7 protein-coding genes, 1 tRNA gene and 1 pseudogene are annotated in these 12,247 nt (G+C 29.3%); 1 reads left to right on the top strand and 8 read right to left on the bottom strand.

Annotated features, from left to right (window positions below; genetic code table 11):
• Positions 1 to 11 precede the first annotated feature (11 nt).
• Positions 12 to 692 carry a hypothetical protein gene (locus ACWUD1_RS01275; RefSeq protein WP_472756741.1) on the bottom strand — a complete coding sequence of 227 codons (681 nt, stop codon included), beginning with the start codon at positions 690 to 692 and terminating at the stop codon, positions 12 to 14.
• A gap of 95 nt (positions 693 to 787) precedes the next feature.
• Between ACWUD1_RS01275 and lon the strand changes: the two genes are divergently transcribed.
• Positions 788 to 3,214, top strand: coding sequence for an endopeptidase La (gene lon / locus ACWUD1_RS01270; RefSeq protein ID WP_472756740.1), 2,427 nt, complete (start codon positions 788 to 790; stop codon positions 3,212 to 3,214).
• 60 nt (positions 3,215 to 3,274) lie between these two features.
• Here the strand turns inward: lon and ACWUD1_RS01265 are convergent, their stop codons facing one another.
• The 7 genes and pseudogenes from ACWUD1_RS01265 to rdgB form a co-directional block, all read right to left on the bottom strand.
• Positions 3,275 to 5,584 carry an efflux RND transporter permease subunit gene (locus tag ACWUD1_RS01265; protein WP_472756739.1) on the bottom strand — a complete coding sequence of 770 codons (2,310 nt, stop codon included), beginning with the start codon at positions 5,582 to 5,584 and terminating at the stop codon, positions 3,275 to 3,277.
• A 7-nt stretch (positions 5,585 to 5,591) separates the two neighbouring features.
• Positions 5,592 to 8,125, bottom strand: a pseudogene (gene leuS / locus ACWUD1_RS01260) (leucine--tRNA ligase).
• A gap of 105 nt (positions 8,126 to 8,230) precedes the next feature.
• Positions 8,231 to 8,314: transfer RNA gene (locus tag ACWUD1_RS01255), tRNA-Leu, on the bottom strand.
• An 18-nt stretch (positions 8,315 to 8,332) separates the two neighbouring features.
• On the bottom strand, positions 8,333 to 8,944 hold the full coding sequence (locus ACWUD1_RS01250) for a DedA family protein (RefSeq protein ID WP_472756738.1): 612 nt from the start codon (positions 8,942 to 8,944) through the stop codon (positions 8,333 to 8,335).
• An 11-nt stretch (positions 8,945 to 8,955) separates the two neighbouring features.
• Complete coding sequence (gene pcsA, locus ACWUD1_RS01245; RefSeq protein WP_472756737.1) at positions 8,956 to 9,657, bottom strand: phosphatidylcholine synthase; 702 nt, start codon at positions 9,655 to 9,657, stop codon at positions 8,956 to 8,958.
• A 27-nt stretch (positions 9,658 to 9,684) separates the two neighbouring features.
• Positions 9,685 to 11,466, bottom strand: a complete 1,782-nt coding sequence (pepF, locus tag ACWUD1_RS01240; RefSeq protein ID WP_472756736.1) for an oligoendopeptidase F — start codon at positions 11,464 to 11,466, stop codon at positions 9,685 to 9,687.
• Between the two features lie 168 nt (positions 11,467 to 11,634).
• On the bottom strand, positions 11,635 to 12,234 hold the full coding sequence (gene rdgB, locus ACWUD1_RS01235) for an RdgB/HAM1 family non-canonical purine NTP pyrophosphatase (RefSeq protein WP_472756735.1): 600 nt from the start codon (positions 12,232 to 12,234) through the stop codon (positions 11,635 to 11,637).
• Positions 12,235 to 12,247: the final 13 nt, after the last annotated feature.

Raw genomic sequence — 12,247 nt, 5'->3', positions numbered from 1 at the left:
CTTTAATTAAATTAGCATTTGTTCAAATTCTGTATTGATTTATGTTTGAGCATAACTTTGATAAGTTCTTTTGACTTATCAATTAAATTGATATTTAAAGTCGCATTGATGCTCCTTTTAGTTGTACATTCTAAATATTTAAAACTTTCTGTATCAATATAATTATTTTTATTGTTAGTGCAGATTAGACAATTAAAACCGATGCTATGGGCATCATAGTAATAATACTCATTTATTGGTTGATTACATTGAGAACATATTTTTGACAGGTATAAGAATCCCTTTATTATGAGAAACCTTATTTTATATTGTAAATCAATTAATTGTGCTTTTTGTAAGCTTGAGGTGTTTAGGCTTTCTATGGCTTCAGTAAATAATGTAAAACATTCCCCATTATCAAAGCTTAAATTAATGAGCTTGATCCAAAGATTAATGATTGTTAGCTTTGCGTAGCTTAAGTCCTTAATAATAAATTCTTCATTATTGATTTCTATTATTTTACATAAACTTTTTCCCTTTACTATTTCAAAATTGGCTTTTACTAAATTGTTGATGTTTGATTTAAATTTTTTTATAGTAGAATCATAAATTATTGTATTAATAATTCCTTTTGAGTGAAAGAGGTTTAATAAGGAATAATCTTTTTTATGATATAGACTTGTTATTATAGCGTTGACTTTATTAAACTGCATTATACATTATTGTATAATAAAAGAATTTATTATTGAATGAATTTTCATAAAAATTTTCTTTTGTTATAATTAACCTTGAGGAGATCAAATATTTTATGGAGGAAATAAAAGATACTGTGTCTAAGGGGAAAAAGCGTTCGAAAAGTTCTGGAGGCGGCGGTATTTTGCCGCATTTTGATAAACCTGTAAGAGTACCTTTAATTGCAGTGCCATCACATCCGGTGTTCCCAGGCATGTTTATTCCGATTGTCATAATCTCTGATTCTGATATGAAGGCCGTTGATTATGTGATGAAAGGTAATGGTATTATTTCCTTATTTGTATTGCGTGATAAATTTTTAGAAAAAGCACAAAATAAAAAAGATGCAGTGATTATTAACTATACAAAAGATGTTTATTTTGTTGGTGTTACTGCTAAAATAGTTAAAAAGATTAATCTTCCTGATGGTGGATATAATATTTTTGTATCCACCATTGATAGAATTAAGTTTGTTAAAGTTGTTCTTAATGATGACTTTCCTATTATTGAAGTTGATTATTTAAAGCAGATTCCACTTAAGAAGGATGATGTTCAGTCAAAAGCAATTTATAGCAGTATTTTACTTAGAATTAAAGAAATATTTTCCCATAGGAAGATGCCTGAGTTTCAATTAAATATGGTCAATATTGAAGATAAAGGTAGATTGTGTGATGTTGTTGCAGGAATGATTTCATCTTCAAAGGATTCTCATCAAAAAATTCTTGAAATTTTAAGTGTTAAAGATAGACTTAAAAAGGTCTTGGAATTAATTTATGAGGAATTAAATTTAATTGAGATTCAAAATAAAATTGCTAAGGGTATTCAGGAGAAGTTAGAAAAACAACAAAAAGAATTTTTTTTAAAGGAACAACTTAAAGCTATTAAGGCTGAACTTGGTGTAGGAGATGAAAAGAGTAGTGAGTTTGTAAAACTGAAATCTAAGATTGATTCTTTAGCCTTAAAAGGAGAGGCTTTAGAAACAGTTGAAAGGGAACTTGAAAAATTCTCATTTCTTGAGAAACATTCATCTGAATATATTGTTATTAGAAATTATCTTGAGCTTATTACTAATCTTCCTTGGGGAGAATCTAAAGTTAATTTTGATAAATTTAGTTTACAAAAGTCAGAAAAGATATTAGATAAAACTCATTATGGCATGAAAGAAGTTAAGGATAGGATTATTGAATATATTTCTGTTCTTAAATTAAGAAAATCTCAAAAAGGAGCTATTATGCTTTTAGTGGGGCCTCCTGGAGTTGGTAAAACTTCTATAGGAGCAGCTATTGCTGAAGCTCTTAAAACAAAATTTTTTCGATTTTCCGTGGGTGGTATAAGAGATGAGTCTGAGATTAAGGGACATAGAAGAACTTATGTTGGAGCATTACCTGGGAAAATTATTCAGGGGCTTAGGATTACGAAGACAAACTCTCCTGTCTTTGTGATAGATGAAATTGATAAGATCTCATCGTCTCATTATGGGGATCCATTTTCAGCTCTCCTTGAGGTTTTAGATCCTGAACAGAATATTAATTTTAGAGATCATTATCTTGATCTGCCTTTTGATATTTCTAATGTATTTTTTATTTTAACGGCTAATTCTCTTGAAACAATACCTACGCCTTTACTAAATAGAATGGAAGTAATTCAGCTTTCAGGATATGTTGATGATGAAAAAATAGAAATAGCAAGAAAGTATTTAATACCGAAAGTTTTAAAGGATAATGGTGTTGATAAAGATTCTTTAAAATTTCAAAGTTCAGCTCTTGTACAGATTGCTAGGGAGTATGCCAGAGATAATGGACTGAGGAATTTTGAAAAGTATTTGAAAAAGATTGTTCGCAAAGTTGCAAGAAAACTCATTGAAGATAAGTCTGTTAGGGCATATCAAATTTCTAAAGAAAATTTGGAAGAGTATATTGGTATTCCTGTATTTAGAAAGGAAGAATTTCTTCATAAGGTTATGTCTCCAGGTATGGTCATGGGTCTTGCATGGACTAATTATGGCGGGTCAACTTTGATAATTGAAACTGTAAAAACTGAATCTAAATCACCCGGCATTAAGCTGACAGGTAGACTTGGAGAAGTGATGAAGGAATCTGCAAATATCGCGTTTACTTATGTAAACAGTATTAGTCATGATCTTAACTTAGATAGTTCTTTTTTTGAAAAATATATGATTCATTTACATATTCCAGAAGGTGCTATCCCCAAAGATGGTCCTTCAGCAGGGATTACTATTGCTAGTGCGTTTATATCTTTGGCTCTTAATAAAGCAGTTAGACCTCACTTGGCTATGACTGGAGAGTTATCATTAACAGGTAATGTAATGGCTATTGGAGGATTGAGAGCAAAAATAATTGCCGCTAAACGAAGTGGAGTTGAACATATTATTATTCCTAAGTCAAATAAAGTAGATCTTGATGAAATTCCTATTAACATCAGAAACGGCATAAATTATCACCTTGTAGATAACATGAAAGAAGTTATTAAATTATTATTTTAAATGAAGTTTAGGTTTTGAAGTTTAAGTTTTTGATTCATTTCAGCACCTATGTCAAATATTTTATTCTATTGTAATACTTGATATCTTTGGTGTTTTAATTGTGGGTTTAAATATATAGATTAGTAATGGAAGTAGTGTTAATGATGCAAAAGAGGTTGTTAACATTGTAAATGCTATGATAGCGCCCAATGTTGCTATTATTTTATAAGTGGAAAATATTAATGTTAAGAATCCTATTGCTACTGATATTGAATTTGCAAATATACCGTTAAATACATTAGGAATTGCTTCAATTAAAGCTTGTTTGTAATCATTAGTTATTCTGTAATTTAATCTAAATGCATTAAAGAAATGAATAGAATAATCTACCCCTATACCCATGCTAACTGATGCAATTGTTGCTGTTGCAGGATTGAGTGTTACTCCAAAAAGTTTCATTACAGCAAAATTTAAAAAAACTGACCATGCTACTGGAATTGCAATGATTATTCCTGTTTTTAGAGATTTGAAGAATAACATTAATAGTATTGTTATTGCACTAAGTGTTGTTATAATATTTGTAACTTGTTCTTTTACCATGGTTTTAGATATTATTATTTTGTCATACGCCCCTGAAAATTGATATTTATGCCCTGGCATATGTTCTTCAATTGCATTGCTTGTATAGTTAGCTAGATTTTGAATTCCTTCAGTTGAGTTTTGATCAGTTCGTATAATTATTGATATCTGAGACCAATCATCATTAATGTACATTTTAGTCATTTCTTTAACAGAGTTGCTTCTACTGATTAGCAGTATTAACTTATTTAAGACAGCTTGACTTTCAGGAAGTTTATATTCTTTTGGATTTTCTTTTTTGAATTTAAAGTTCATGAGCCTTATGATTCCGTTTATTGCATTAGATTGTGTTTTTTCAGTAAATTTATCAATTTTATCTGTAAGTAAATCCAAATTTTTCATATTTTTTTCATTCTTGAATTCACCAGGAGTACCGTTAATTTCGACTTTGATAATGGACGTACCCCCTATTTCTTTTTGCATTAATCGGAGTGTTTGTTTGACACTTGTATTTTCTTTAAAATAGTCTTTCTCATCAAAGTTAATTTCTATTTTAAAGAGACCTACAATGGATATTAATAAAATAATTATGACTATGATAGATGATAGATATTTGTTATTTAATATCCATTGTGTTAGTGCTTGATTTATTAGTGAGAGTTGTTCCAGGAAAGTATTTCTAGATTTTTTATTTCCTTTTTTGTTATTTTTTTTATTATCTTTGTTTATATATTTAAATGGTATTTGAACTAATATTCCAGGTAGTATTAATAGGGACATAATCATTGCAATAGTGACTCCTGTTGCCATAAAAATCCCCATTGTTTTATATGCTTGAATTGATGAGCTTGTTAATGATAAAAATCCAAAAGCTGTTGTAAGAGAGGTTAAAATTATTGGTGTTTTGAGAGTTTTAATTGTGTTGATTACTGTTTTTTCGCTTAAGGGCTCATTCTTTATCCGTCTTAATATTCCATTAATGATATGTACAGCATTAGCACATCCAATAGAAATAAGAAGAACTATCATTGTAGTTTCTGGAACAGTAATAGGAGACATGACAATGCTTTTAATACCAAAGGTCCAGACTAATGCAAATATTGCAATAAGTACAGGAATTATTGCCCCCAATATATTTTTCACAATAAGATAGAGTGATACGATTACTACGAAAGTGGCTAGTGGACCTAGCAGCTTAAAGTCGTCACCCATGTAGTTAAGTATTTTTTCCCTTATTACAAGATCTCCTGTTAAGTAAAGTTTAAGATCATCAGTTTCATATTTTTTAATTGTAGCTTCCATTGCCTCAAGTTCACTCTTTAAACTGCGACTAAAGCTCATATTATCATCTGCAGTTGTTGATATGATTATAAAATATATTAAAGTTTCATCATCGTTTAGAAATATATCTTTTACAAATGGTGTTGAAATGATTTTATTTCTTATTTCAACCATGTCTTCATCTGTGTATACGTCTTTTTTGAATTGAGGGAAATAAGTAAATATACTTGTAACAGAGCTGGGTTTTACTTTTAATATATTGACCATATCATCTGCTACTTTATTAATTTTTTCAAAGATTGTTTTATTAAAAATGCTTTTTTTGTCTTTAAACATTACTATAGTTGATAATAGAGAACTACTTTTATCTATATCTATTGTAGTTTCATTGTTTGCGTTTTTTGGTATGAGTTTTGAAATATTAGAATCGAATTTTATATCTTTTAAAAAAAATCCTAGAATAAGTGTTATTAATGTGAATATTGTTAGTATAAAGACTTTGTATTTAATGCTTAAGACTTCCAAATCCATTTTTACCTCATTGTTTTGTTACTATATTTATAAGTTTGTCCTTCACTGTAATAATTTTTATTATCTGTTTATTTTGTATATTTTGTATAATTTTATGGTTTTTGAGAGCAATTTCTTTAAGAATCTCTTCATTTGTGCCTTTATTTAACGTAATTTTGTCTCTTATTTTACCATCAACTTGCAATACAATTTCTCTTGTGTCGTCAATAATTAGATTTGGATTATATTTTGGCCATGTTGCATTTTTGAATATGCTAGACTTTTCTCCCATATGTTCCCATAATTCTTCTCCTAAGTGAGGTGCAAATGGTGATAAAATAATAGTTAAAGGTCTAAATATTTCCAAATAATTCTTATCATATTTTAAAAGTTCATTTGTAAAGATCATTAATGATGAAATTGCGGTATTAAAATTTAAACTCTCTATGTCATCTGTTACTTTTTTTATCGTTTGATGAAGTTTGGATATGATTTCTTTTGATGCGGGTTCTTTTGTTAATGCTTTATTCTTGATAGTCCATATTTTATTTAAGAATCTAAAAACTCCAATGAGTCCTTGTGTATTCCAGGGTTTTGAATCAGTTAGAGGACCCATGAACATTTCGTATATTCTCATTGAATCTGCGCCGTATTCTTTTATAATATCATCTGGATTTATTATATTTTTAAGTGATTTTGACATTTTTGCAATTATTTGTTTTACTTCTTTATCACCTTTTTTATAAAAAAACTTATCGTCTCTCTTTTCAACCTCATCATTGGGAATTAAGATGCCATTTTCATCTTGATATGCAAATGATGTTATCATTCCCTGGTTAACGAGTTTTTGAAAGGGTTCTTTTGTATTAACATACCCTAGATCATAGAGAACTTTGTGCCAAAATCTTGCGTATAGTAAATGCAGTACTGAGTGCTCAGCACCCCCTATATAAAGATCCACTGGTAGCCAGTAATTAATTTTTTCTTTACTTGCAAATTCTGTGAAGTTATTTGGGTCGAGGTAGCGTATATAATACCAACAGGAACCTGCCCATTGTGGCATTGTGTTTGTTTCTCTTTTGTATATTTTACCATTATGTTTAATATTGACCCAGTCTTTAATTCTAGAGAGGGGAGATTCACCTGTACCTGATGGCTTATAATTCTCTATATCAGGTAATTTTAAAGGCAATTCATCTTCTTCTAATGGTATTTCATTTAAATTATCGTCAAAAATAATGGGAATGGGTTCGCCCCAGTATCTTTGTCGTGAAAAAATCCAGTCTCTAAGTTTATAATTAATCTTTTTTTTACCTTTCTTGTTTGTAGTAAGCCAGTCTATTACTTTTATTTTGACATCATTAGTTTTGAGGTTATTAAATTCTTCAGGTGTGTTAGTTGATATACCATGCTCAATGAATGCGCTTTTGAGTACTTCTTCATTATGACCTGTTTTAGACACTACTTGTTTGATTGGTAAATTATATTTCTTTGCAAATTCAAAATCCCTTTCGTCGTGTGCTGGAACAGCCATTATGGCCCCAGTACCGTAAGTTCCAAGTACATAACTGCCTATCCAAATTGGGATTTCTTCATTAGTTATTGGGTTGATAGCATAAGTTCCTGTAAATATTCCCGTTTTGGCTTTTTCAAGGGATGTTCTTTCAGATCACTTTTAAGTATTTCTCTGTCTTTATACTCTGCGACAATAGGCATAAATGCATCTTTTGTTATTTTGTCTATTATATGATGTTCTGGGGCAAGTACTAAATATGTTACACCGAAAATTGTGTCTGGTCTTGTTGTAAATACTTTTATTTTTTCTTTGCTTGCCTTTACTGAAAATTCAATTTCAGCTCCCGTTGATTTTCCAATCCAATTTTTTTGCATTTCTTTAACAGATTCAGGCCAATCTACATCTTGAAGGTCTTTAATTAATCTTTCTGCATATTTTGTGATTTTAAGCATCCATTGTTTTAAAGGTTTTCTTACGACTTTATGAAATCCTCTCTCAGACCTGGGACCATCTGGTGTTTGAATTATTTCTTCATTTGCAAGTACTGTGCCCAGATCAGGACAGTACCATACGGGCACTTCTTTTGTGTAAGCTAATCCTTTTTTATATAATTTAAGGAAGATCCATTGTGTCCATTTATAATAATTTTCATCGTGAGTTTTAATTTCTCTATCCCAGTCATAGGCAAATCCTAATGATTTAATTTGTTTTTTAAATCTTTCAATATTTTTTTCTGTTATCTTCAAGGGGTGTTGCCCTGTTTGTATTGCATAATTTTCTGCAGGTAATCCAAAACTATCAAACCCCATTGGATGCAGTACATTAAATCCATTTAGGATCTTGTATCTTGTTAATATGTCAGTTGCTGTATAACCTTCAGGATGCCCGACATGGAGTCCATTGGCTGAAGGGTAAGGAAACATATCAAGAATGTAAATTCTTTTTTCCTTAGGAATATTTAGGTCTTCTGTAACTTTATATGTTTTGTGTTTATCCCAATAGTTTTGCCATTTTTTTTCTATTTTTGTGAAATTATATTCAGACATTGTTCCTCAGTAATTATACCTATATAGCTACTTTGTTAAAAAGTAAATTAATATCTAATCTTTATATTATTTAACAATTAATATCGTTAAATTCTGTCTAAGGTATGCTGTGGACTGGATTTGAACCAGCATGAGCTTACGCCCACTAGCCCCTCAAGCTAGCGTGTATACCATTTCCACCACCACAGCGCATACATATTATATTTTCTATTCAAAAAGTTTGTCAACTTTTTGGCTTTTTTTCTTTCTGATAGTATAGTTTATTAAAATCACTAAAGTGAGTATAATTAATGTTATTAAAAATATAATTCTTATTTTGGGAACTATCATTTTAAATGATTCACCTATTTTAAAGCTAAGTGTAAAGTAAGTTGTAATTGATATTAGAGCCGCAATAAAATCAGTTATGAGAAAATGACGAGTACGCATATTGCCCATCCCCGCTGATATAAATATTGCATTTCTAAACCCAAACGGGATAAATCTTCCAAGTAGTAAAGTTAAGCTTCCATATTGTCCATAATAGTAATTCATTTTATCGATTAATTTATTTGTTTTTTGTTCTTTTGGTTTAAACAACTTGTTAGCTAAGAACTTGCCTATATAAAATGAAATTATATCTCCAATATAAGCTCCCCAGAAGATCCCTAAGAATATGAGGATTGTGTATTCATTTTTTCGACTAGAGAGTATGCCTCCCATTATCACTATTGCATCTTCAGAAATTGGAATGTTAAAGCCCGCTAAAATAAGCAATCCAAAAAATACAATTGGTGAATAAATTATATTGATATCTATAAATTCTAGTATATTATGCATAATTCCTCACGTTAATTTTTACCTGTCTTGTAAGTTAAATATATGCTCATTAAAATTAGGTATAGACAGTACAAGATGATTAGTGTTTTGATCATCTCGAAATAAGTTTTTGGTAATTTTGTGAAGGTTATAAGTATTACTGATAGGGAAGTTAGTATTGTTAAAGGGAGTGTTATATATCTAAGCTCTTTTGTTTTTGAAGGGTAGATGAATTTGATAGGTATGAAGCTGAATGTGATGCATAATGCTATTATGCTGAGATTCATGCTTTCGCTCATTTTAAATATTATATTAAAGATTATTAAGAAATTCCATAAAGATGGGAAGCCTCTAAAGTAGTCATCACTAGTTTTTGCATCTAATCTAGAGAATTGGTATGCCGATGATAGTAAAATACCAATACAAATTATTGTCTTGTATTCATCTCTTATGAAGCTCCCGTAGTAAAAAAATAATGTGGGAACAAATGTATAGTTTATATAGTCTACAATATTGTCAAGAAGCTCTCCATTTATTGTTGGTATCACTTCTTTTATTTTTATTTTTCTTGCCAGTGTGCCATCAATTCCATCAATTAAAAGTCCAATAATTGTAAATTTAAGTAAGAGATTATAATCTGTGTTTACTATGGAAATTATTGAGTAAAGACCAATTATTAATCCACAGGCTGTTAAAATATGTACTGCCCAAGCTAAAATAAGATTTACCCTCAAAGTTTACTCCTTATATTAAAATTAAAACTAAAATAGTTTTTTTACATCATCAAGACGATTTTTGAATATATCAATTGTATTTTGTATTGTTGACTTTAGGCTTAAATCAACACCAGTAACTTTTAGTGAATCTAAAGGGTATTTTGAACCACCTGTCTTTAAAAATTCTATGTAATTTTTAGTAGCATTATTAGCAGTATTGTCTTTGTTCGTTTTTATGTTTTTATATATCAGAAGAGCAGCTGTAATGCCTGTTGCATATTGATATACATAAAATGGTGAGTAGAAATGAGGAACTCTGAGACATTCTAGCGAACTGTTTTCATCAAATTTCAGACTTGGGCCGAAATATTTTTTTAGCAAGTTTAGATAGGTTGTCTTTATTGTTTCTTTTACTACTGGCTCATCTTTATTTATCATTTCATGTATGACATATTCAAATTCAGCAAACATTGTTTGTCTGAAAAATGTTGCAAGTAAATCGTCAATTTGATTTAATTTAATGTATTTTATTTTTTCGATTTCAGTTTCATTTTTTAGTAAGTAATCTGCAAGTATTTGTTCATTCACTGTAGATGCTACTTCTGCTTCGAAAATAGAATATTTATATTGTGGAAATGGATTATTTTTGATACTAAAGTAGGAATGCATGGAATGTCCTGCTTCATGCGCTAGAGTGAACATGTCTCTTATTGACTCATCTTTATAGTTCATTAGTATATAAGGTTTTCCATTGTATGATCCTGCACTAAAGGCACCCGCTCTTTTTCCCTTGTTTTCATATTTATCTACCCAACGTTCTTCCAAGAGTCCTCTCTTTAGCACTTCAGTATATTCATTTCCCAATATTTCTAGTGATTGTAAAATTTTATCACAGGCTTCTTGAAAGGAATTCTTGAATCTAATGTGTTTTGTGAGAGGAACGTAAACATCATAATGATTAAGATATTCTTGGTTAAGTATATTTTTTCTAAATTCGTAATATTCATGCAGTACAGATAAATTTTCGTTAACTGTTTCAATTAAGTTTGTATAAACTTTTTTATCAATATTGTTTTGAAAGAGCTTCATTGAAATAGTATCTTCAAATTTTCTTGTTTTTGCCAAAAATTTATTTTTGTTAATATCTGAGATTAAGATATTAGCTAACGTATTTTCATGTTTTTTATATTCTTTGTAAAATGTTAAGAATGCTTTTCGTCTTACTTCTTGATTTTCATTTTGAAGGAATAGATTGTACGTAGCGTTACTGAGAGGTTTTCCATCAACTTCTCCAAATTCTATATCGGCATTTGTTAATGCAGAAAATATGTCATTATAGGATGAATAAAGAGATGTATAATTTGCTAGTATTTTTTCTTCATCTTCGCTTAAGATATGCTCTTTTTCTCTTAATATTTTTTCAATTGCTATTTTTTTATCTTGTAATTCTGCATCCTTAAGCCATTCTTTTACTTGTTCGGCATTTAGCTTTAATATTTTTGGAATAAAAAATGAAGTAGCATTTGATGCCTCTGTTTCTAAGTTAATGTTAAGCGTACGAAGTTCATTTGCAACTTGATTACTTACATCTGTTTCTAATTGAATGTACGTGTAGTATACTGTTCTCTCAAGTTCTTCTCCAATTTCGTAATAGGCATTTAATGCCTGCTTGAATAGTTTTAGGTCAAGCTCTAGTTTTTCATATTTCTTGAAATCTTGTAGTTGCAATTTTATTTTTTTAACCGTTGCCTTATATTCTTCATCGTTTTTAAATAGAGAAGATAAGTCCCACTTGTCATCTTCATTTATTTGATTTCTTTCTAGCACTAAGTTTATCTCCCTAATCATTATTAATACTAATCTAATACTGAATAATTATTATTTTAAATCTTTATTATTTTAAATCTTTACGTGCAATTTTACAATTAAATTATTAAATCGAAAACTTGATTTATGTTGATTTTGACAATCCAGGCTTCACACAGGTTGCTGGTATTAATTTAAGGATTTCATTAGGAATTTTTTAAATTTAGTAAATGCAATGCCTCTATGGGATATTTTATTTTTATCTTCAATGCTAAGTTCGCTAAGTCTTTTATTATCTGTAGTCAAAAATATTGGATCATATCCAAATCCATTTTTTTTGCAATGATCAATATCAAAAGCAATTGTGCCATTGAATATACCTTCGAAATTAGTTATTGTTCCATCTGTTGAGATGTGACTGACTATGCATATAAAATAGGCTGTTCTGTTTTTTTTATCTTTCATTAAATTTATGATAAGATGATTTTTATCATTTGTTTCCAGTTTTTTTCCTAGTTTATAATGATCATATCTTTTAGAATAAATGCCAGGTTCAAAATTTAAGGCTTCTATGCATAATCCCGAGTCTTCGCTAAAAACATTTTGTTTTCGGTGTAGAGATTCAAATAAAACCCTTGCTTTTAATAAGGAATTTTCTTGGAAAGTTTGACCTGTTTCTTGCACATTAAAATTTCTGGGTATTTTTATTTTTATATTAGGTATATCTAAAATTTGTTTTACTTCGTTTATTTTGTTTATGTTGGTAGTTGCAAAGAATAATGTTTTCATTGTATATAATAAT

Source organism: Borrelia tillae, assembly GCF_055693965.1.
The sequence above is the reverse complement of the archived record's forward strand: the minus strand, read 5'-3'. Positions and strand labels throughout refer to the sequence as shown.

Excerpts from the sequence above, each read along its gene's own strand:
- ACWUD1_RS01275 (WP_472756741.1), bottom strand. The coding sequence starts at position 692 with ATGCAGTTTAATAAAGTCAACGCTATAATAACAAGTCTATATCATAAA.
- lon (WP_472756740.1), top strand. The coding sequence starts at position 788 with ATGGAGGAAATAAAAGATACTGTGTCTAAGGGGAAAAAGCGTTCGAAA.
- ACWUD1_RS01265 (WP_472756739.1), bottom strand. The coding sequence starts at position 5,584 with ATGGATTTGGAAGTCTTAAGCATTAAATACAAAGTCTTTATACTAACA.
- ACWUD1_RS01250 (WP_472756738.1), bottom strand. The coding sequence starts at position 8,944 with ATGCATAATATACTAGAATTTATAGATATCAATATAATTTATTCACCA.
- rdgB (WP_472756735.1), bottom strand. The coding sequence starts at position 12,234 with ATGAAAACATTATTCTTTGCAACTACCAACATAAACAAAATAAACGAA.